At 69.5% G+C, this 21,003-nt stretch carries 21 protein-coding genes and 1 riboswitch; of the genes, 16 read left to right on the top strand and 5 right to left on the bottom strand.

Going from position 1 to position 21,003, the window contains the following annotated elements; all coding sequences use genetic code 11:
* Positions 1–73: 73 nt before the first annotated feature.
* Positions 74–292: a hypothetical protein gene (locus tag ACODT5_RS28420; protein ID WP_422522025.1), complete on the bottom strand. Its 219-nt coding sequence runs from the start codon at positions 290–292 to the stop codon at positions 74–76.
* 132 nt (positions 293–424) lie between these two features.
* Between ACODT5_RS28420 and ACODT5_RS28415 the strand changes: the two genes are divergently transcribed.
* On the top strand, positions 425–1,402 hold the full coding sequence (locus ACODT5_RS28415) for a carbohydrate kinase family protein (RefSeq protein ID WP_422522024.1): 978 nt from the start codon (positions 425–427) through the stop codon (positions 1,400–1,402).
* A gap of 271 nt (positions 1,403–1,673) precedes the next feature.
* Here the strand turns inward: ACODT5_RS28415 and ACODT5_RS28410 are convergent, their stop codons facing one another.
* Complete coding sequence (locus ACODT5_RS28410) at positions 1,674–3,056, bottom strand: cysteine desulfurase/sulfurtransferase TusA family protein (RefSeq protein WP_422522023.1); 1,383 nt, start codon at positions 3,054–3,056, stop codon at positions 1,674–1,676.
* 350 nt (positions 3,057–3,406) lie between these two features.
* On the opposite strand from ACODT5_RS28410, the gene ctaC reads away from it, so the two are divergent.
* The 4 genes from ctaC to ACODT5_RS28390 all read left to right on the top strand — a co-directional run bounded on the left by ctaC (position 3,407) and on the right by ACODT5_RS28390 (position 7,889).
* A complete protein-coding gene (gene ctaC / locus ACODT5_RS28405; protein ID WP_422522022.1) occupies positions 3,407–4,381 on the top strand; it encodes an aa3-type cytochrome oxidase subunit II in 975 nt (324 codons plus the stop codon).
* Positions 4,378–6,108, top strand: coding sequence for an aa3-type cytochrome oxidase subunit I (gene ctaD / locus ACODT5_RS28400; RefSeq protein WP_422522021.1), 1,731 nt, complete (start codon positions 4,378–4,380; stop codon positions 6,106–6,108). The genes ctaC and ctaD overlap by 4 nt, the downstream gene beginning before the upstream one ends.
* Positions 6,105–6,503, top strand: a complete 399-nt coding sequence (locus tag ACODT5_RS28395; RefSeq protein ID WP_403709455.1) for a cytochrome c oxidase subunit 4 — start codon at positions 6,105–6,107, stop codon at positions 6,501–6,503. Before ctaD ends, ACODT5_RS28395 begins: the two co-directional genes overlap by 4 nt.
* A 138-nt stretch (positions 6,504–6,641) precedes the next feature.
* The gene (locus ACODT5_RS28390) at positions 6,642–7,889 is read left to right on the top strand and encodes a L,D-transpeptidase (protein WP_385381432.1); all 1,248 of its coding nucleotides are present in this window, start codon (positions 6,642–6,644) and stop codon (positions 7,887–7,889) included.
* Between the two features lie 121 nt (positions 7,890–8,010).
* On the opposite strand, the gene ACODT5_RS28385 is transcribed toward ACODT5_RS28390, so the two are convergent.
* The gene (locus ACODT5_RS28385) at positions 8,011–8,412 is read right to left on the bottom strand and encodes a DNA-binding transcriptional response regulator (protein ID WP_422522020.1); all 402 of its coding nucleotides are present in this window, start codon (positions 8,410–8,412) and stop codon (positions 8,011–8,013) included.
* Between the two features lie 200 nt (positions 8,413–8,612).
* Here ACODT5_RS28385 and ctaE point away from each other — a divergent pair, with 200 nt between their 5' ends.
* The 8 genes from ctaE (at position 8,613) to ACODT5_RS28345 (ending at position 16,857) form a co-directional block, all read left to right on the top strand.
* Positions 8,613–9,233 carry an aa3-type cytochrome oxidase subunit III gene (gene ctaE / locus ACODT5_RS28380; protein WP_008738823.1) on the top strand — a complete coding sequence of 207 codons (621 nt, stop codon included), beginning with the start codon at positions 8,613–8,615 and terminating at the stop codon, positions 9,231–9,233.
* Positions 9,234–9,309: 76 nt separating this feature from the next.
* Positions 9,310–10,119, top strand: a complete 810-nt coding sequence (gene qcrC / locus ACODT5_RS28375; RefSeq protein WP_422522019.1) for a cytochrome bc1 complex diheme cytochrome c subunit — start codon at positions 9,310–9,312, stop codon at positions 10,117–10,119.
* Complete coding sequence (gene qcrA, locus ACODT5_RS28370) at positions 10,116–11,174, top strand: cytochrome bc1 complex Rieske iron-sulfur subunit (RefSeq protein ID WP_385381426.1); 1,059 nt, start codon at positions 10,116–10,118, stop codon at positions 11,172–11,174. The genes qcrC and qcrA overlap by 4 nt, the downstream gene beginning before the upstream one ends.
* On the top strand, positions 11,171–12,799 hold the full coding sequence (qcrB, locus tag ACODT5_RS28365; RefSeq protein WP_422522018.1) for a cytochrome bc1 complex cytochrome b subunit: 1,629 nt from the start codon (positions 11,171–11,173) through the stop codon (positions 12,797–12,799). The genes qcrA and qcrB overlap by 4 nt, the downstream gene beginning before the upstream one ends.
* Before the next feature lie 209 nt (positions 12,800–13,008).
* Entirely contained in the window at positions 13,009–14,073 is a 1,065-nt protein-coding gene (trpD, locus tag ACODT5_RS28360) for an anthranilate phosphoribosyltransferase (RefSeq protein WP_422522017.1), read from the top strand.
* Positions 14,074–14,198: 125 nt separating this feature from the next.
* A complete protein-coding gene (locus ACODT5_RS28355) occupies positions 14,199–14,357 on the top strand; it encodes a hypothetical protein (protein WP_422522016.1) in 159 nt (52 codons plus the stop codon).
* Positions 14,358–14,467: 110 nt separating this feature from the next.
* Positions 14,468–14,584, top strand: a riboswitch (SAM riboswitch).
* Between the two features lie 256 nt (positions 14,585–14,840).
* Positions 14,841–16,259 (top strand): aminotransferase class V-fold PLP-dependent enzyme, encoded by a 1,419-nt coding sequence (locus ACODT5_RS28350; protein WP_422522015.1) that lies wholly within the window; start codon positions 14,841–14,843, stop codon positions 16,257–16,259.
* A gap of 13 nt (positions 16,260–16,272) precedes the next feature.
* A complete protein-coding gene (locus ACODT5_RS28345; protein ID WP_422522014.1) occupies positions 16,273–16,857 on the top strand; it encodes a ferredoxin in 585 nt (194 codons plus the stop codon).
* A 4-nt stretch (positions 16,858–16,861) separates the two neighbouring features.
* Here ACODT5_RS28345 and ACODT5_RS28340 read toward each other — a convergent pair whose 3' ends face one another.
* The gene (locus ACODT5_RS28340; protein ID WP_266877137.1) at positions 16,862–17,143 is read right to left on the bottom strand and encodes an Lrp/AsnC family transcriptional regulator; all 282 of its coding nucleotides are present in this window, start codon (positions 17,141–17,143) and stop codon (positions 16,862–16,864) included.
* Positions 17,140–17,874 (bottom strand): rhomboid family intramembrane serine protease, encoded by a 735-nt coding sequence (locus tag ACODT5_RS28335; protein WP_422522013.1) that lies wholly within the window; start codon positions 17,872–17,874, stop codon positions 17,140–17,142. The genes ACODT5_RS28340 and ACODT5_RS28335 overlap by 4 nt, the downstream gene beginning before the upstream one ends.
* Positions 17,875–18,009: 135 nt before the next feature.
* On the opposite strand from ACODT5_RS28335, the gene ACODT5_RS28330 reads away from it, so the two are divergent.
* From ACODT5_RS28330 to ACODT5_RS28320, 3 genes are all read left to right on the top strand, one after another.
* Positions 18,010–18,249 (top strand): hypothetical protein, encoded by a 240-nt coding sequence (locus tag ACODT5_RS28330; RefSeq protein WP_008738811.1) that lies wholly within the window; start codon positions 18,010–18,012, stop codon positions 18,247–18,249.
* Between the two features lie 40 nt (positions 18,250–18,289).
* Positions 18,290–19,654 carry an NYN domain-containing protein gene (locus tag ACODT5_RS28325; RefSeq protein WP_422525062.1) on the top strand — a complete coding sequence of 455 codons (1,365 nt, stop codon included), beginning with the start codon at positions 18,290–18,292 and terminating at the stop codon, positions 19,652–19,654.
* A 264-nt stretch (positions 19,655–19,918) separates the two neighbouring features.
* Positions 19,919–20,950, top strand: a complete 1,032-nt coding sequence (locus ACODT5_RS28320; RefSeq protein ID WP_422522012.1) for a C40 family peptidase — start codon at positions 19,919–19,921, stop codon at positions 20,948–20,950.
* The last annotated feature ends 53 nt before the right edge of the window (positions 20,951–21,003 follow it).

The raw sequence follows: 21,003 nt of genomic DNA, 5'->3' as shown, positions 1-21,003 counted from the left end.
CCCGCATGGGGTGATGCGGGTGTGACGGAACAGACGCGGATCCGGTTCCGCCGGGGCCGCCCGGCCGGACGGGCTAGTAGCCGTAGACCGCTGTGGAGGCGATGAGCCGGGCCGAGGCCGCCGGGACGCGGATCCCGATGATCTGCGAGGGAGCCACCCGATCCGGCCGCGGATCCGCGGGAACCGGCCAATGCGGGGCCATCCGGGCGCAGTCGCCCAGCAGCTGCTCGAAATCGGTGCCCGGCGCGTTCTCGGAGGTCCGGACGTGCCCGAAGCCATCGGTGTAGGTCATGGGGCACGGTAGGCACGGCACCGTGAGTGAAGAAAGAGCTACTACGGGGTAGTTTCGGCCGGTCGGCTGTTCGTCCCCCGACCGGGTAGTTTTGACTGTCCCCTTGCCTTCCCCCGCAGGAGCGTCCACGCCGTGCGTATCGCAGTCACCGGCTCCATCGCCACCGACCACCTCATGACCTTCCCCGGCCGCTTCGCCGACCAGTTGGTCGCGGACCAGCTGCACACGGTCTCCCTCTCCTTCCTCGTCGACAACCTCGACGTACGGCGCGGCGGCGTCGGCCCGAACATCTGCTTCGGCATGGGGCAGCTCGGCGCCCGGCCGATCCTCGTCGGCGCGGCCGGCTCCGACTTCGACGAGTACCGCGCCTGGCTCGACCGGCACGGCGTCGACACCCAGTCCGTGCGGATCTCCGAGGTCCTGCACACCGCGCGCTTCGTCTGCACGACGGACGCCGACCACAACCAGATCGGCTCCTTCTACACGGGCGCGATGAGCGAGGCCCGTCTGATCGAGCTGAAGTCGGTCTCGGACCGGGTCGGCGGCCTGGACCTCGTCCTGATCGGCGCGGACGACCCCGAGGCGATGCTGCGCCACACGGAGGAGTGCCGTACGCGGGCGATCCCCTTCGCCGCGGACTTCTCGCAGCAGATCGCCCGGATGGACGGCGACAACATCCGCACCCTGATGGAGGGCGCGACGTACCTCTTCTCGAACGAGTACGAGAAGGGCCTCATCGAGGCGAAGTCCGGCTGGACCGACGCGGAGATCCTCTCGAAGGTCGGCACCCGGGTCACCACGCTCGGCTCGAACGGCGTCCGCATCGACCGGGTCGGCCACGACCCGATCGTGGTCGGCTGCCCGGAGGAGACCGCGAAGGTCGACCCCACGGGCGTCGGCGACGCGTTCCGCGCGGGCTTCCTGACCGGTCTGGGCTGGGGCGTCGGCCTGGAGCGGGCCGCGCAGGTCGGCTGCATGCTGGCCACGCTCGTCATCGAGACCCTCGGCACCCAGGAGTACACCCTGGGCCGTGCCCACTTCATGGAGCGCTTCACGAAGGCCTACGGCGACGAGGCGGCGGCGGAAGTCCAGTCCCACCTCCCGGCGTAGCCCCTCACGGGGCCGGGCGCCGCTCCCGTCTGTGCGTGGGCCCGGTGGGCGGGTGCGGGTGTTCGGCCCTGCGGGGCGGAGGTCCCCTACCCGCCCTTCGCCCGTTCCCTGGGGCTCCGCCCCAGACCCCGCGCCTCAAACGCCGGCGAGGCTGGGTGTATCCAGCCCGTCCGGCGTTTGAGGACCGGGTCCGGGCGGAGCCCCAGGGAACGGCGGAAGGGCGGGTAGGGGACAGCCCCGCAGGGCCACCCCGCCGCGGCCGCGCCCTGGGTCAGACCGCCCGGCGCACCGTGTACGCAGTACCGAGGGGACGCGGGGCTTCGCCCACGTACACCTGCCCCCGCATCGCGCACCACGCCGGAATGTCCAGCCGCGCGACCTCGTCGTCGGACACCACGGTCACCGTCCCCCCCACCGGCACCCGCCCGATGGCCCGCCCCAGTTCGATGACCGGCTGCGGACACCGCAGCCCGAGGGCGTCCAGTTCCAGGGATTCCGCCTCCGGGTCGGCGCCCATCACCGGTTCCACCACTCCGAGTTGCTCGCGGACCCCCGCCACCAGCCCCGGCAGGACCTCCAGGAAGCCGTTGACCTCCGCCGCCGTCGTACCGGCCGGCAGGGACACCCGTACGTTCCCCTCCGACAGCACCCCCATCGCCCGCAGGACATGGGACGGCGTCAGCGTCGAGCTGGTGCACGAGGAGCCGGAGGAGACGGAGTAGCCGGCCCGGTCCAGCCCGTGCAGCAGGGTCTCCCCGTCGACGTACAGACAGGAGAAGGTGACCAGGTGCGGGAGCCGGAGGTCGGGATGGCCCACCACCTCCACGTCGGGCACCAGCCGGGCGACCCGCCGCCGCAGCCGGTCCACCAGGATCCGCAGCCGGGCGGCCTCCGCGTCCGCCTCGGCGCGCACCGCCCGCAGGGAGGCCGCCGCGGCGACGGCCGCGGGGAGGTTGACGAAACCGGGGGAGCGCCCCGACTCCCTTTCGTCGGCGGGGCCTTGGGGGGCGAAGCGCACTCCCTTGCGGACCGCCAGCAGGCCGACCCCGGCCGGGCCGCCCCATTTGTGGGCGCTGGCGCACAGCACGGACCAGCCTGCGGGCACCGGCCCCCAGCCCAGCGACTGCGCGGCGTCCACCAGCAGCGGGACCCCGGCGGCGGCGCACACCTCGGCGACCTCCGTCACGGGCTGGACGGTGCCGACCTCGTGGTTGGCCGACTGGAGGCAGGCCAGCGCGGTGGCGGGCCCCACGAGTTCCCCGTACGAGGAGGCGGAGACCCGGCCGAAGCGGTCCACCGGGACCTCCTCGACCCGCCCGCCGCCCGCCGCGTGGAGCTCCGCCGCGTGCAGTACGGAACTGTGTTCCACCGCCGATACGACCAGATGCCCGCCGACGCGCCGACGACCCGCCAGGACCCCGGCCATGCCCGAGTGAACCGCGTGCGTCCCCGAAGGAGTGAACACGAGCTCGTCGGGACGGCAGCCCACCGACTCCGCCGCCGCCTCCCGCGCCGCGTCCAGCAGCAGTCGGGCCCGGCGCCCTTCGCGGTACAGGCGGGCCGGGTCGGCCCAGCCTTCGTCAAGGGAGGCCTGGAGCGCCTGCCGGGCCACGGGGTGCAGCGGGGCGGCGGACGCGGTGTCGAAGTACGGCATCCGGTCACGCTAACCGGCCGCCGCGCCGGCGCCGCGACCGGCGGGCCTGTCGTCAAAGTGCCGCCCTTCGGGCGACGACGGCGCTTTGGCGACAGGCCCGATGTCAGGCCCCGTCAGATGCCGCCCGGACGCCGCCATTCGGGGCCCGTTGGGCCGTCCCCCGTACGGCGGATCCATCCCTTCGGGGTCAGTAACGGCGCGTTGGGCACCCTCCCCGCGCGACCCCAAATAGCGTCCAGTAGGGTTTGGTCCGCATAAACATCCAAACCCCTGCCTGCGTCAGGGCCGGCGACCGACCCGAATGCGGCCGCGGCCGGCCGCGCGGGCCGAGACTCTCGGGAAGGCGCTACGTGAGTCCCTACGGCTCCGACCGCTCGCCGCGGCGCCCGATGCGGCGGAAGCTGCTGCAGGCGCTGACTGCGGGCGTGGTCCTGGCGACCGCCACTGGTTGCTCGTATACATGGAAAGACTTCCCCCGCCTCGGATTGCCCACCCCGGTCACTGAAGAGGCGCCTCGCATCCTCTCCCTGTGGCAGGGGTCCTGGGCGGCCGCTCTGATCACCGGCATCCTCGTGTGGGGCCTGATCATGTGGAGCGTCATCTTCCACCGGCGCAGCCGGACCAAGGTCGAGGTTCCCCCGCAGACCCGGTACAACATGCCCATCGAGGCGTTGTACACCGTGGTCCCCCTCATCATCGTCTCGGTGCTCTTCTACTTCACCGCGCGTGACGAGTCGAAGCTGCTCGCCCTCTCCGCCAAGCCGGCGCACACGATCAACGTGATCGGCTACCAGTGGAGCTGGGGCTTCAACTACGTCGAGGACGTCGACGGCGATGCGGCGACCCCGAAGGCCGGCGAGGTTCCCAAGGAACTCGCCTCCCTCCCGGACCGCTACACCAAGGACTTCCCCGCGGGCGCCGAAGGCGTCTACACCAAGGGCGTCCCGAGCGACCGGAACGCGGAGACCGGCAACCCGGGCCCGACGCTCTGGCTGCCGAAGGGCGAGAAGGTCCGCTTCGTCCTGTCGTCCAACGACGTCATCCACTCCTTCTGGGTGGTCCCCTTCCTGTTCAAGCAGGACGTCATTCCGGGGCACACCAACGTCTTCGAGGTCACCCCGACCCAAGAGGGCGTCTTCATGGGCAAGTGCGCCGAGCTCTGCGGTGTCGACCACTCCCGAATGCTCTTCAACGTCAAGGTCGTCTCCCCGGAGGCGTACAAGGCGCACCTGAAGGAGCTCGCGGAGAAGGGTCAGACCGGCTTCCTCCCGGCCGGTATCCAGCAGACCGACCCGGCCCGCAATGCTGAGGTGAACAAACTGTGAGCATCCTCAACCAGCCTCAGGGTGCCGAGGCCGACTCGTACGAGAACGAGTTGCCGGTACGGAGCAAGCAGCCGGGCAATGTCGTCGTGAAGTGGTTGACCACTACCGACCACAAGACCATCGGCACGATGTACCTGCTCACGTCGTTCGTGTTCTTCCTCATCGGCGGCCTGCTGGCGCTCTTCATGCGCGCCGAGCTGGCCCGTCCGGGTACGCAGATCATGTCGAACGAGCAGTTCAACCAGGCGTTCACCATGCATGGCACGATCATGCTGCTGATGTTCGCCACCCCGCTGTTCGCGGGCTTCGCGAACTGGATCATGCCGCTGCAGATCGGCGCGCCCGACGTGGCGTTCCCGCGGCTGAACATGTTCGCGTACTGGCTGTACCTCTTCGGTTCGACCATCGCGGTGGCCGGCTTCGTCACCCCCTCGGGTGCCGCCGACTTCGGCTGGTTCGCCTACTCCCCGCTGTCGGACGCCGTCCGCTCGCCGGGCATCGGCGCCGACATGTGGATCATGGGTCTGGCCTTCTCCGGCTTCGGCACGATCCTCGGTTCGGTCAACTTCATCACCACGATCATCTGCATGCGCGCCCCCGGCATGACGATGTTCCGCATGCCGATCTTCACCTGGAACGTGCTGCTGACCGGTGTCCTGGTCCTGCTCGCCTTCCCGGTGCTGGCCGCCGCGCTCTTCGCGCTGGAGGCCGACCGGAAGTTCGGCTCGCACATCTTCGACGCGGCCAATGGCGGCGCCCTGCTATGGCAACACCTCTTCTGGTTCTTCGGACACCCAGAGGTGTACATCATCGCGCTGCCGTTCTTCGGAATCGTTTCCGAAATCATTCCGGTCTTCTCGCGCAAGCCGATGTTCGGTTACATCGGCCTGATCGCCGCGACGATCTCGATCGCCGGCCTTTCGGTGACCGTGTGGGCCCACCACATGTACGTCACCGGCGGTGTGCTGCTGCCGTTCTTCTCCTTCATGACGTTCCTCATCGCGGTTCCGACCGGTGTGAAGTTCTTCAACTGGATCGGCACCATGTGGAAGGGCTCACTGTCCTTCGAGACCCCGATGCTCTGGACGATCGGCTTCCTGGTCACCTTCACCTTCGGTGGCCTGACCGGCGTCATCCTGGCCTCGCCCCCGATGGACTTCCACGTCTCCGACTCGTACTTCGTCGTCGCGCACTTCCACTACGTCGTCTTCGGCACCGTGGTCTTCGCGATGTTCGCGGGCTTCCACTTCTGGTGGCCCAAGTTCACGGGCAAGATGCTGGACGAGCGCCTCGGCAAGATCACCTTCTGGACGCTGTTCATCGGCTTCCACGGCACCTTCCTGGTGCAGCACTGGCTGGGCGCCGAGGGCATGCCGCGTCGTTACGCGGACTACCTCGCGGCGGACGGCTTCACCCTGCTGAACACCATCTCGACGATCAGCTCCTTCGTGCTGGGCCTGTCGATGCTGCCGTTCATGTACAACGTCTGGAAGACGGCGAAGTACGGCAAGAAGGTCGAGGTCGACGACCCGTGGGGCTACGGCCGTTCGCTCGAATGGGCGACGTCTTGCCCGCCGCCGCGGCACAACTTCCTCACCCTGCCGAGGATCCGGTCCGAATCCCCGGCATTCGATCTGCACCACCCCGAGATCGCGGCCCTCGACCACCTTGAGGACCACTCCGTGGCCGCCAAGGCCGTCGCTGGTGGCAAGGAGGCCGGCAAGTGAAGATCCAGGGCAGGATGTTCCTGTGGCTCGCCGCCTTCATCCTGATCATGACCGTCGTGTACGGCGTGTGGTCCAAGGAGCCGGTCGGCACCACCGCGCTCGCACTGGCCTTCGGCCTGAGCGCCATGATCGGCTACTACCTGGCCTTCACGGCCGCGCGCGTGGACGAGATGGCCCAGGACAACCTGGAGGCCGACGTCGCCGACGAGGCGGGCGAGCTGGGGTTCTTCTCCCCGCACAGCTGGCAGCCGCTCTCGCTGGCCATCGGTGGCGCCTTCGCCTTCATGGGCGTCGTCTTCGGCTGGTGGCTGATGTACTTTTCGGCGCCGCTGATCCTCGTCGGTCTGTGGGGCTGGGTGTACGAGTACTACCGCGGCGAGAACCAGAACCAGTAGCCGCACCCGCGCCACTGCTTCCCGCAGCGGCCACAGCGTGAGACCAGGGGCCCGGACACCTCCAATGGAGGAGTCCGGGCCCCTCGTTTGCAGTCACCCCGCGCGCCGTAATTGTCATATCTTCATAGCGTTGGTTCCATGAACCAGTCACCGCGTCTTTGGACGGTTATCGGCTGCTCCCTGCTGGTCGCGTCCCTCGGGGCCGGCGCCACCGCATGCGGGTCGGGCGACGACAACCCGCTGTCCGCCCGCCCCTACGACGCGGGCGATCAAGTCGCCCTCAACCAGTCCTCCGGCAGCCGCCCGGTCGACCCGGACCGGCCCCTGGAAGTCACCGCCAAGAGCGGCGACGGCCGGATCACCGACGTCAGCGCCGTGGACACCCACGGACGCCGCCTGGCGGGCGAGTTGTCCGCCTCCGGCGACCGCTGGCACAGCACCGTCCCGATGGCCGCCGGCGTCCGCTACACCGTCCTCGTGAGCACCGAGGACGAGCGGGGCGCCCCCGGGCAGCGCACGCTCACCTTCGACACCACTCCGGCCCAGAAGGTCCTCAAGGTCGAATTCGGCCCGGACGAGGGCAAGTACGGCGTCGGACAGCCCATCACGGCCGAACTCAACGAACCCGTGAAGGACAAGGCCGCCCGCGCCGTCATCGAGCGGGGTCTGGTCGTCGACGCCCCGGCGGAGGCCGTGGGCGCCTGGCACTGGGTGGACGACAAGAAGCTCCACTACCGGCCCAAGGACTACTGGCCCGCCAACACCACCGTGTCCGTCCGGAGCAACCTGGAGGGCATCAAGATCGCCGACGACCTGCACGGCGCCGCCTCCAAGCCGCTGAAGCTGGAGATCGGCGACCGCGTCGAGGTCACCACGGACGCCTCCTCGCACTGGATGACGTTCCGGCGCAACGGAGAAGTGATCAATTCCATTCCGGTGACCACCGGCAAGCCCGGGTTCTCCACCCGCAACGGCGTCAAGGTGGTGCTCGGCAAGCAGTACTACGTCCAGATGCGCGGCGACACCGTGGGCATCGGCGGCAGCGAGTACTACAACCTGCCCGTCTACTACGCGACGCGCGTCACCTGGAGCGGTGAATACGTCCACGCCGCGCCGTGGTCCGTCGGCTCCCACGGCTACGCCAACGTCAGCCACGGCTGCACCGGCATGAGCACGGGCAACGCCGCCTGGTTCTACGAGAACATCACCGAAGGCGACATCGTCCGCGTCATCAACAGCATCGGCGACGACATGGACATCTTCGGCAACGGCTTCGGCGACTGGAACATGGACTGGAAGGACTGGCGCGAGGGCAGCGCCCTCCTCAAGGGCACCCAGGAGGGCCGCAGCCCGGTCGACCAGGCCCGCCTGCGTCCGCAGGTGTAACCACCGGGCCAGGAGCGCCTGGAGAGGCCACAACCGGGGCACGGGTGCCCGTACGGACCGTACGGGCACCCGTGGGCCCGGTATGCGCCGGTAAAGGGCTGTGCGGGGCGCACAGGCCCCGTTACGCCGCCGGGGAGAGCCGCGCGCGCAGCAGACCGGCCAGGGCCTGCGCGAAGTCCACCGGATCAACCGGAAGGGTGACCGCGGCGTCCGCGCGGCTCCAGGTGGCCAGCCAGGCGTCCTGCGGACGGCCCATCAGGAGCAGTACGGGCGGGCACTGGAAGATCTCGTCCTTGATCTGCCGGCACACGCCCATGCCCCCGGCCGGAACCGCCTCGCCGTCCAGCACGCACACGTCGATGCCGCCCGCGTCCAGTTCCTTCAGGACGGCCGGCAGCGTGGCGCACTCCAGGAACTCCACCGGCGGCAGATCGGCGGCCGGCCTGCGCCCGGCCGCCAGCCGCACCTGCTCCCGGGTGCCCGAGTCGTCGCTGTAGACCAGAACCCGCGCAGTCGCCCGCATTTCGTTCCTCCACGTGTCCCGTGAATCACGTTGATGTTGCGCGGGATGCTACTCCGTCCGACCCGGTGTCAACATCGGTTCGCACAGGCTGACGATCAGACCTCCGAAGGGCGATCTGATGGGCCGTTCGGACCTTGCACACGCCCCTGACACTCCGAACGGCACCCCCCGGGGTGAGCGCGGGATAAGGGACCGACATAATGTCGGTCGTGGCGACAGCAACGACAGTAGATACCGGGCACGCGCACCCGACGGTCAACAGGCCGAACCTCGTCAGCGTGGGAACCATCATCTGGTTGAGTTCCGAGCTGATGTTCTTCGCGGCCCTCTTCGCGATGTACTTCACCCTGCGATCCGTGACGGGCGCCGAGTACTGGACAGAACAGGCTTCGGCCTTGAATCTGCCCTTCTCGGCGACGAACACGACGATCCTGGTGCTTTCTTCGCTCACCTGCCAGCTCGGCGTATTCGCCGCCGAGCGCGGTGACGTGAAGAAGCTCAGGACGTGGTTCATCATCACGTTCGTCATGGGTGCGATCTTCATTGGCGGCCAGGTGTTCGAGTACACCGAGCTGGTCAAGCACGAGGGCATGAGCCTCTCGTCCGGTCCGTACGGCTCGGTCTTCTACCTGACCACCGGCTTCCACGGTCTGCACGTGACGGGCGGTCTCATCGCCTTCCTGCTGGTCCTCGGCCGGACGTACGCGGCCAAGAGGTTCACCCACGAACAGGCCACGTCGGCCATCGTCGTGTCCTACTACTGGCACTTCGTCGATGTCGTCTGGATCGGCCTCTTCGCGACGATCTACCTGATCAAGTAGCGAACACGTCGCCGGGCCGGACCCGGCACTCCATCCAGACACACCGACGCAGAAGATCCTGACACCGGGGTAATCCGTGAAAAAGCTCTCCGCACGACGACGCCATCCGCTGGCGGCGGTCGTCGTTCTACTCTTCGCGCTGGCGGTTACCGGGGGGCTGTACTCCGCCTTCGCGCCCGCGGGCAATGCGAAGGCCGACGAAACCGTCCAGTCCCTCGCCATCGAGGAGGGCCAGAAGCTCTACGCCGTCGGCTGCGCAAGCTGCCACGGTACCGGCGGTCAGGGTTCCTCTGACGGCCCCAGCCTGGTAGGCGTCGGCTCCGCTGCCGTCGACTTCCAGGTGATGACGGGCCGTATGCCCGCCCAGCAGCCCGGCGCCCAGGTGCCGAAGAAGCCCGTCATCTACACCCAGGCGCAGGCCGACCAGCTCGCCGCGTACATCGCGTCCCTCGGAGCCGGCCCGATCACGCCGACCGAGAAGCAGTACGACCCGGCGGGTGCCGACATCGCCAAGGGTGGTGAGCTGTTCCGCAACAACTGCGCGCAGTGCCACAACTTCACCGGCGAGGGCGGCGCGCTGACGGACGGCAAGTACGCCCCCAACCTCGAGGGCGTCGAGCCGAAGCACGTCTACGAGGCCATGCTCACCGGCCCGCAGAACATGCCCTCCTTCCCGGACAGCACCATGCCGGAGAAGCAGAAGAAGGACATCATCGCGTACCTCCAGCACGTGAACGGCGAGAAGTCGACCAACCCTGGTGGCCTCAAGCTCGGTGGCCTCGGCCCCGTCTCCGAGGGTCTCTTCGGCTGGGTCTTCGGACTGGGTGCGCTGATCGCTGTCGCCGTCTGGGTCGCGGCCCACACCGCTAAGGCCAAGAAGTCATGAGTAGCCAAGAGATTCCCGAAGAGAAGCACCTGCCGAGCGAGCAGGGCGACGCGCACCACGGTGCCGTGGCAGTGGCGGACGACCCGTTCGCCGACCCGGGTCTGCCGGTTCACAAGCCGCGGATCCAGGACATCGACGAGAGGGCCGCGAAGCGCTCCGAGCGCACGGTGGCCTTCCTGTTCACCCTGTCGATGCTGGCCACGATCGGCTTCATCGCCTCGTTCGTGATCCTGCCGGTCGACAAGATCGTCTACATCTTCCCGATCGGGAAGGTGAGCGCTCTCAACTTCGCCCTGGGCATGACCCTCGGCGCGGCCCTCTTCTGCATCGGCGCGGGCGCGGTCCACTGGGCCCGCACCCTGATGTCCGACGTGGAGGTCGCCGCCGAGCGTCACGAGATCGCGGCCCCGGCCGAGGTCAAGGCGCAGGTCATGCAGGACTTCGCGGACGGCGCGCGCGAGTCGGCCATCGGCCGCCGCCCGCTCATCCGCAACACGATGTTCGGTGCGCTGGCCCTGCTGCCGCTCTCCGCCGTCGTGATCCTGCGCGACCTGGGCCCGCTGCCCGAGGACAAGCTGCGCAAGACCATCTGGGCGCGGGGCAAGATGCTCATCAACCAGAACACGATGGAGCCGCTGCGTCCCGAGGACATCGTCGTCGGTTCGCTGACCTTCGCCATGCCGGAAGGCCTGGAGGAGGACGCGCACGACTTCCAGGTGCAGATCGCCAAGGCCGCCCTGATGATCGTCCGCATCCAGCCGGAGAACATCAAGGACAAGAAGGAACTGGAGTGGTCCCACGACGGGATCGTGGCCTACTCCAAGATCTGCACCCACGTCGGCTGCCCGATCAGCCTGTACGAGCAGCAGTCGCACCACGTGCTCTGCCCGTGCCACCAGTCCACCTTCGACCTCTCCGACGGCGCCCGAGTCATCTTCGGCCCGGCTGGTCACGCGCTCCCGCAGCTGCGGATCGGCGTCAATGACGAAGGTTTCCTCGAGGCGCTCGGCGACTTCGAAGAGCCCGTCGGTCCCTCTTTCTGGGAGCGCGGATGAGCACTGCCACTCAAACCAAAGAGCGCAAGGCTCCGGCCGGCGAGCGCGTAGCCGACTGGGCCGACGGCCGGCTGGGCATCTACAGCCTCGCCAAGGCCAACATGCGCAAGATCTTCCCGGACCACTGGTCCTTCATGCTGGGCGAGATCTGCCTCTACAGCTTCATCATCCTCATCCTCACGGGTGTGTACCTGACGCTGTTCTTCCACCCGAGCATGGCCGAAGTGCACTACGACGGTTCGTACGTCCCCATGCAGGGCGTCGCGATGTCGGAGGCCTTCCGCTCGACCCTGGAGATCAGCTTCGACGTCCGCGGCGGCCTGCTCATCCGGCAGATCCACCACTGGTCGGCGCTGATCTTCATCGCGGCGATGCTCGTGCACATGATGCGCGTGTTCTTCACCGGCGCGTTCCGCAAGCCCCGTGAGGTCAACTGGGTCTTCGGCTTCCTGCTGCTGGTCCTCGGCATGTTCACCGGTTTCACCGGTTACTCCCTGCCGGACGACCTGCTCTCGGGCACCGGTGTCCGCTTCATGGAAGGCGCGGTCCTGTCCGTGCCGATCGTCGGCACGTACCTGTCGTTCTTCCTGTTCGGCGGAGAGTTCCCCGGCGGCGACTTCGTGGCCCGGTTCTACTCGGTCCACATCCTGCTGCTGCCCGGCATCATGATGGGCCTGCTGGTGGCCCACCTGATCCTGGTCTTCTACCACAAGCACACCCAGTTCGCGGGCCCCGGCAAGACCGAGAAGAACGTCGTCGGCATGCCGCTGCTCCCGGTCTACATGGCCAAGGCCGGAGGCTTCTTCTTCCTGGTCTTCGGTGTCATCGCGGCCATCTCGGCGATCGCCTCGATCAACCCGATCTGGGCGCTCGGCCCGTACCGCCCGGACCACGTGTCCACCGGTGCGCAGCCCGACTGGTACATGGGCTTCTCCGAGGGCCTGATCCGTGCCATGCCCGGCTGGGAGATCAACCTGTGGGGCCACACCCTCGTCCTGGGTGTCTTCATCCCGCTGGTGATCTTCCCGCTGGTCCTGGCGGTGATCGCGGTCTACCCGTTCATCGAGTCCTGGGTCACCGGGGACAAGCGCGAGCACCACATCCTGGACCGCCCGCGCAACGCCCCGACCCGTACGGGCTTCGGTGTGGCATGGCTGACGTGGTACGTCATCCTGCTGATCGCCGGTGGAAACGACATGTTCGCGCAGTACTTCCACCTGTCGATCAACGCGATCACCTGGTTCGCCCGCATCGGCTTCTTCGTCGGTCCGGTCATCGCGTTCATCATCACCAAGCGGATCTGCCTCGGCCTCCAGCGCCGGGACCGGGACAAGGTGCTGCACGGTCGCGAGACCGGCATCATCAAGCGCCTGCCGCACGGTGAGTTCGTCGAGGTCCACGAGCCGCTCTCGCAGGGCAAGCTGCACGCGCTCACCTCGTACGAGCAGTACGAGCCCGCCGAGATCGGCCCCACGGTCGACGAGAACGGCGTCGAGCGCAAGGTGAAGGCGCTGGAGAAGCTCCGCGCCAAGCTCAGCAAGGGCTACTACGGGGAGAACAACCAGATCCCGAAGCCCACGGTCGAGGAGTACAAGGAGATCCAGAGCGGCCACGGCCACCACTGATCTCCCGCAACACGGCTTCACAGCTTCACGCATGACGCACCACGCACCACGCATGACTGCTTGAGGGACTGATTTCGGTCAGTCCTGGTGTCGCCACGGCGAGAGCCCCGTCCAGTGTCTGGACGGGGCTCTTTGCCGTCCCCGGGGCTGGATAGGCTGATCCCCTTCCCATTCGACGTGGAATCCTCGACGAGCAGCAGGAGCGGACCATGACCTTGGTGACCCCGGCAGGCGGCGACAGCGTGGCGGCCCGCGGCTGGCCGGGCGTTCTGGACGCCCTGCTGTCCGGCCGGGACCTCGGCGCCGACGACACGGCCTGGGCCATGGACCGGATCATGCGCGGGGAGGCCACCGACGCCCAGATCGCCGGATTCGCCGTCGCGCTGCGGGCCAAGGGGGAGACCGTGGCCGAGATCAACGGCCTGGTCCGCGCCATGTACGAACACGCCAACCTGATCGAGGTGCCGGGCCGGACGGTGGACATCGTCGGCACCGGCGGCGACGGGGCCAAGACGGTCAACATCTCCACGATGTCGGCCATCGTGGTGGCCGGTACGGGTGCCAAGGTCGTCAAGCACGGCAACCGGGCCGCGTCCTCCGCGAGCGGCTCCTCGGACGTCCTGGAGAAGCTGGGCGTCAACCTCGACCTCACCCCCGCGCGGGTGGTGGAGGTGGCCGAGGAAGCCGGGATCACCTTCTGCTTCGCGGTCAAGTTCCACCCCGCGCTGCGGCACGTGGCGGCGGCCCGCCGGGAGCTCGGGATCCGGACCACCTTCAACTTCCTCGGCCCGCTGACCAACCCGGCGCGGGTCCGGGCACAGGCCACCGGTGTGGCCGACGCCCGGGTGGCCCCGATCGTCGCGGGCGTCCTCGCGGAGCGCGGCTCCTCGGCGCTCGTCTTCCGCGGCGACGACGGGCTCGACGAGCTCACCACCACGGCGACCTCCCGGGTCTGGTGGGTCCGCGACGGCGAGGTCAGGGAGCAGGGCTTCGACCCGCGCGACATCGGCATCCCGCTGGTGGACGTCTCCGCGCTGGCCGGCGCGGACGCCTCCTTCAACGCGGACGTGGCCCGCCGGCTGCTGGCCGGCGAGACCGGCCCGGTCCGCGATGCGGTGCTCCTGAACTCGGCGGCGGCCCTGGTGGCGCTGGACCCGGGCGCGGGCACTCTGGAGGAGCAGCTGGCCGCGGGTGTTGTACGGGCGGCGGAGTCGGTGGACTCGGGCGCGGCGCGGGATGCGCTGGCGCGCTGGGTGGCGGCGAGCAACGCGTAGGGCTGGGGCGGCCGGCGGCGGTTCCCGCCGGGCTCATCGCCGGTCGGAGGCCGGCGCAGCCGGGCGAGGCCCGGGAGGCCGCTCGCGGCCGAGTGGTGCGAGCGCGGCACGTGGAGTGGGTCGCGGTGCTCCTGAACTCGGCGGCGGCCCTGGTGGCGCTGGATCCGGGTGCGGGCACTCTGGAGGAGCAGCTGGCCGCGGGTGTCGTGCGGGCGGCGGAGTCGGTGGACTCGGGCGCGGCCCGGGATGCGCTGGCGCGCTGGGTGGCGGCGAGCAACGCGTAGCCGTCCCCGTTCCCGTTCGACGGGATCCGGCCAAGATCCAGCATTGACCCCGGTCCGCCATGTGGACCGGGGTCTTGCGTTCGGAAGATCGTGTGGCAGGATTCTCCTCAGGTCACGAGTGACAGCGTTTAGGCCCCGGCTTGCTGTCCGGCAACCCTCCTTCCGTGGCGGGGTGCCCCGGGTGATGACCAGGTCGTAGGCAGTGAGGTCTACGGCAAGCGCGGATCCCTCGAACACCAGGGGTCCTGGTCTCTCGAGGAGCGTTTTCCGTGAGCAAGCGAATGCGATAGGGCGACTCCGCCCCTTCTTCACCCCCCGGAACAGGGTCACTTCCGCGTACCCGCAGCACGCCTGCGGCAGCACATCTGTGCGCGGCCGCCGATCCGTATTCCGGGGCACTCCCGTACCCCGAACGGCCGCAGCGCCGTATCCGCGTACGGGCACACCGAAGCCATTCACACCTGCCTGCCGGGAGATTCCGCCATGTCCGCAACCCTGAACGCCGTCACCGCCACCGCGACTGCTGCCGTCGTCGACCCTGCTTGTGTCGAGCCGCTGCCGGTCCTGGGCCGGGACGTCACCGTGCCGCTCGTCACCGGCGGCGAGGTCACCTACGCCGCCCTCGACTACGCGGCCAGCGCCCCCGCGCTGCAGCGGGTCTGGGACGACGTCGCCGCGTACGCCCCGTACTACGGCAGCGTCCACCGCGGCGCCGGGTACCTCTCGCAGCTCTCCACCGACCTGTTCGAGCAGAGCCGGGTCACGGTCGCCGAGTTCCTCGACTGCCGCCCCTCCGACCAGGTGATCTTCACCCGGTCCACCACCGACTCCCTCAACCTGCTGGCCGCCGTGCTCCCGGCCGACTGCCAGGTCTTCGTCTTCGAGACCGAGCACCACGCCTCGCTGCTCCCGTGGACGAACGCCCAGGTCACCTACCTCAACGCCCCCCGCACCCCGGACGAGGCCGTCGCCACCCTGGAGCGCGCCCTGGCCGACCGCGACCCATCCCCTAGCTCTTCGAGCTGGGGAGACCCCAAGGGCCCGGCGCTGGTCTGCGTCACCGGCGCCTCCAACGTCACCGGCGAGCTGTGGCCCGTCAAGGAGCTCGCCGCCGCCGCGCACGCCCACGGCGCCCGCATCGTCCTGGACGCCGCCCAGCTGGCCCCGCACCACCCCGTCTCGGTCCAGGACCTCGACGTGGACTGGGTCGCCTTCTCCGGCCACAAGCTCTACGCCCCCTTCGGCTCGGGCGTGCTCGCCGGCCGCGCGGACTGGCTCCAGGAGGCGGACCCGTACCTCGCCGGCGGCGGCGCCTCCCGCAAGGTCGCCCGTCGCGAGGACGGCGGCGTGGATGTCGAGTGGCACACCACCGCAGCCCGCCACGAGGCCGGCTCCCCGAACGTCATCGGCGTCTACTCCATCGCCTCCGCCTGCAAGGCGCTGAACGAGGCCGGCTTCGAGAACCTCGTCGCGCGCGAGCAGCGCCTCATCGCCAAGGTCCGCGAAGGCCTCGCCGAGGTTCCGGCGGTCCGCGTCCTGTCCCTCTTCGGCGACGACGCCCCCCGCGTCGGCGTCATCTCCTTCGTCGTCGACGGCTGGAACAGCTCGCACTTCGCGGCCGCGCTCTCCGCCGAGTACGGCATCGGCGTCCGCGACGGCCTGTTCTGCGCCCACCCGCTGGTCCGCACCCTCCTCGGCAGCGAGCCGCAGGCCCAGGGCGAGTGCGGAGCCCCGGAGGCGGCCCCGGGGGAGCGGTCGCTGAACGCGATCCGCGTCAGCTTCGGCGCAGGCACCCCCGACGAGCACGTCGAGCGCTTCGTCCGCGCGGTCAAGGAGCTCGTCGCGGACGGCGCCAAGTGGCAGTACCGCACCGAAGAGGGCCGCTGCGTCCCGGCCGTCTGACAGGCTGCGGGGCATGACGTACTGGGACCCGATACCGACCGTGCGGGCCCTCGTGGGGCGTCCGCTGCCCCAGTGGGGACCGGAAGCACTGCCGGTCGTGCACGACTGGAGCGGGGCCGCGCCCTACGGGTGGGAGAAGCGGGACTGGCGCAGCGTCCCGGGGCCGTTCTACGCGTCGGAGACCGATACGTGCTGGATGGGACGCGGCTGCGCGCCCGCCCACGTGCTCTATGACGACGACGGGTACGGACAGGAGTTCGTCTACCGGCAGCCCCGGACTCCGGCGCAGGCACGAGACCTGGTCTGTGCGGCCGAGTGCGATCCCTTCGGGGGATACGGGGGAGACGGCGACGCGCACTGGACCCCGGACCTCGTCCGCGGCTGGTGGCGGGAGCGGGGCCGGGTCCGCGAGTGGGCCGTGGCCCTGCACCGGAGCTGGTCGGTCTCCGACGGGGTGTACGAGCGCGAGGCCGCCGACGGGGCCCGTGCGTACGTGGAACACATCGACGGCGATCTCGCCGACTACCTGCGCGGCTACCTGTTCTGGCTGGCCGAAGCCCGCCCCGCCCGGCCGGGCGAGGCGTTGCCCGCGCTCTGAACCGCTACGCGTCGAGGCCGATCGCGAAGGCCGCCTCGAGGTCGTGCTGGGAGTACGTGCGGAACGCGACGTGCGTGTCCGTGGCCTCCACGCCCGGGATCTTGCTGATGCTGCCGGGGATGATGTCGGCCAGGTCCTCGTGCCGGGACACCCGGACCATCGCGATGAGGTCGTACGTGCCGGTGACGGAGTAGACCTCGCTGACGCTGTCCAGCGCGGCGATGGCCTCGGCGATCTCGGGGATCCGGTCCACGCTGGTCTTGATGAGCACGAGTGCGGTGATCACGGTTGGCTGTCTCCCTCGACGGCAGTCACTGGTCGACCCACTCTAGTCCCACCTCGGTAGCGGGCCCACGCGTAGAGGAAGCCGGCGGAGAAGCCCACCACGTGGGCCAGATAGGCGACTCCGGGACCGCTCGCCGCCCGGTGCGCCGCCAGCCACTGCAGGCCGAACCAGAACATCAGCACGATCCATGCGGGGAAGCGCAGCGGCAGGAAGAAGAGGAACGGGAACAGGCTCGTCACCCGTGCCTTGGGGAACAGGTACAGGAAGGCCCCCAGGACCGCGGAGATCGCCCCGGAGGCCCCGACCAGGGTCTGGTCCGAGGAGGCGTAGGCCGCCGCGTACGCCGCCAGGGCCAGGTAGCCCGTACAGACGTAGAAGCAGAGGAACCAGGCCCGGCCCATGCGCCGCTCCGTCATCGCCCCGAAGACGTAGAGGAAGAGCATGTTGCCCAGCAGGTGCAGCCAGCTCCCGTGCACGAACAGGGCCGTGAGGGGGGTGAGCGCCGCCCGGCCCGAGCCGGTGAACAGCTCGTCGGGGACCACGCCCCAGCGCCGGAAGTACGCCGTCCCGTTGGTGAGCAGCTGGTCACCCGCCCCGTAGACCGGGTTCAGCCCCGACGCCGGGCTCAGTACGAACACCACGCAGCAGCCGGCGATCAGCGCGTGGGTGACCACCGGGCCCCGGGCGGCCTCGCGTACGGCCTGCCACCTTACGATCATGCGACCGAGCATGACCCAGCCGGGCCCACCAGCGGGTGCGGCAGGCCGTAGGGTTACGAGCTACGCACGCACGCGCGCGCCACCCGTGACGACACGGGAGGGTGCGGTGCTTGCGCCATGTGAGCGATAGAAGGAGAGAGCGGCCTGATGACGGTTCCCCTGCCGACCGACACCACCCGGTGGCGCTGCACGCTGTGCGGCAACCTCACGCGCTTCGACGTCACCCGTTCGTCGAAGGTAGTGGAGTACGTCCACCTGGACCTCGCCGGGGAGCCCAAGGTCGAGGAGCGCGAGGTGGTCAATGAGACCATCGAGTCGGTGCGCTGCCGCTGGTGCAACGCGGTGGACCAGATCGAGCTCGTCGACAGGCCGGGCGCGGACTCCTGACGGAGCCCCGCCCACAGGTGAATGACGGTAGGGGTGACGGATTGTGGAGCCAGCAAGCGGCGCTGAGCCGGCCGACGCGGCCGGTGACGCCGCGGAGGTGCTCGACCGCCCGCTGCCGGAAGGCGTGCGGCGCCGGGTCGTCGCACTCGTCTCCGACGCCTTCGGCGGGCTGACGGTCGCGGACCTCCCGGCGCAGCTGCGCCAGTACGCCCGTTTCACCCCGACCCGGCGCGCCAAGTTCGCGGGCAACGCCATGGCCACGGCCGTGGAGAGCGACCCCGTCTTCCGGGGCCGGGTCGCCGACAAGCTCCGCGAGACGCAGGCCGACCTGGCCTCCGCGCTGGAGTCGGGCGCGCCGCCCGCCGCCGCCGACCCGCTGGACGTGGCGGCCGCCGCGTACGTGCTGCGGCCGGCCGGCTGGGTCAAGCTGGTCGCCGCCGCGGGCGAGGAGGCGCAGCGCGCCGACGCCGAGCGGGTCGACGAGGAGGCCCGCCGCGAGATGGAGCGGCTCCGCGAGGAGCTGGCCCACGTACGGGACCTGCAGCGCACGGGCGTCGACCAGGTACGGGCCGACCTGGACGCGGCGCGCAAGGAAGCGGAATCGCTTCAGCGCAAGCTGCGCAGCGCGCTGAGCGACGTCAAGCGGGGCGACGCCGCCCTGCGCAAGATCAACGCGGAGGTCGACGGCATCCGCGCCGAGGCGGCCGCCCAGGTGAACTCGGCGGAGAGCGAGACCCGGCGCCTCAAGTCCCGCCTCGCGGAGGTGGAATCGGCGCTGGAGACCTCGCGCCGGGCCACCCGCGAGGGGCGCAGCATCGAGGACATGCGGCTGCGGCTGCTGCTGGACACCGTGCTGGACGCGGCCGCGGGACTGCGCCGGGAGCTCGCGCTGCCGCCGGTCTCCACGCGGCCCGCCGACACGGTGGAGGCGGTGGAGCCGGGCCGGATGACCCCGAAGGACATCGCGGCGCGCGCCCTGTCGGAGACCGACCCGGCGCTGCTGGACCAGCTGCTGGCGCTGCCGCAGGCCCATCTGGTGGTCGACGGCTACAACGTCACCAAGACCGGCTACCCGACGATGCCGCTGGAGAAGCAGCGCCTGCGGCTGCTGGGCGGGCTGTCGATGCTCGCCGCGCAGACGGGCGCCGAGATGACCTGTGTCTTCGACGGGGCGGAGCTGGCGGCCCCCGTGCTGCTCGCGCCGCCGCGCGGGGTGCGGGTGCTGTTCTCCAAGGCGGGGGTGACGGCGGACGAGCTGATCCGCCAGCTGGTGCGCGCCGAACCGGCGGGCCGTCCGGTGGTGGTGGTCTCCACCGACCGCGAGGTCGCCGACGGGGTGGCCAAGGTCGGGGCGCGGCCGGTGGCGTCCGCCTTGTTGCTGAAGCGGCTTTCGCGCGTTTCGTAACTGCTGCGCCCTATGCCGGAATTGGCAGGGCCTCGCAGGAACGTACCGTCAAGTCATCGACACAGAGCGTGTGCTGTAGGTAAAGAACCTGGTCGGACAGCGAGTTTTTTGCCGACAGGATTTGAACTGATCACAGAAGGGTCACTAGGGTCAGTCAAACCTTCGTGCGGTAGTTCACTCATTCGGGGTGATGGCGAAGGTGTCGCTGAGTTTCTAGGACGGATTGCGTCCTTCGGCGGCTCTAGGAAGAAGGAGATCGCCTTCGTGGCGTCCCACCGTCGACCCAAGCAGCCGACCCGCATGCGCACCACCGTGCTCGGCGTCACCGCGGCAGCCGCCGTCGTCCTCTCGGGGCAGGCCGCTCACGCCGCCCCCGCCAAGCCGAACAAGGACGAGGTCAAGGCGAAGGTCGACGCCCTCTATGAGGAGGCGGAGCAGGCCACCGAGAAGTTCAACGGGGCCAAGGAGCGCCAGGACAAGCTCGAAACCGAGATCGGGCAGCTCCAGGACAAGGTCGCCCGCGGTCAGGCGGACCTCAACGCCCTGCGCGGCACGCTCGGTTCGATGGCCAGCGCCCAGTACCGCAGTGGCGGCATCGACCAGTCCCTCGCGCTCTTCCTCTCGGCGGACCCGGACAACTACCTCGACAAGGCCTCCACCCTGGAGCAGCTGAGCGGTCAGCAGGTCGAAGCGGTCCAGAAGATCCAGGCCAAGCAGCGCACCCTCGCGCAGCAGCGCCAGGAGGCCGCGGGCAAGCTCACCGACCTCGAGGCCACCCGCAAGGAGCTCGGCGAGAAGAAGAAGGCCTCCTCGGACAAGCTCGCCGCGGCCCAGGCCCTCCTCAACACCCTGACCGCCCAGGAGCGCCAGCAGATCAAGGACGACGACTCCCGCGCCAGCCGCGGCGCCGGCGAGCGCGTCCCCGACCTCGGCAACGCGAAGCCCTCCGGCCGGGCCGGCGCCGCCCTCGCGGCCGCCAAGACCAAGATCGGCAGCGCGTACATATCCGGGCACGAAGGCCCCAACTCGTTCGACTGCTCGGGCCTGACCCAGTGGGCGTACAAGCAGGCCAACGTGTCGATATCGCGCACCACGTTCACGCAGATCAACGACGGCACCCGGATCGGCAAGAGCCAGCTCCAGCCCGGTGACCTGGTGTTCTTCTACGGCGACCTGCACCACGTCGGCCTGTACGCGGGCGGCAACACGGTGCTGCACGCCTCGAACCCGCGCAGCGGCGTCAAGTACGAATCGATCGACAACATGCCGTTCCAGTTCGGCGTGCGCGTCGGCTGACGCCCCCCTCCGCCCAGGACCCGACCGGACGCGCCGCACACCGCCCATCCGGG

Origin of the sequence: Streptomyces tatrensis (genome assembly GCF_049310065.1) — a bacterium.
Taxonomy (GTDB): domain Bacteria; phylum Actinomycetota; class Actinomycetes; order Streptomycetales; family Streptomycetaceae; genus Streptomyces.
The sequence above is the reverse complement of the archived record's forward strand: the minus strand, read 5'-3'. Positions and strand labels throughout refer to the sequence as shown.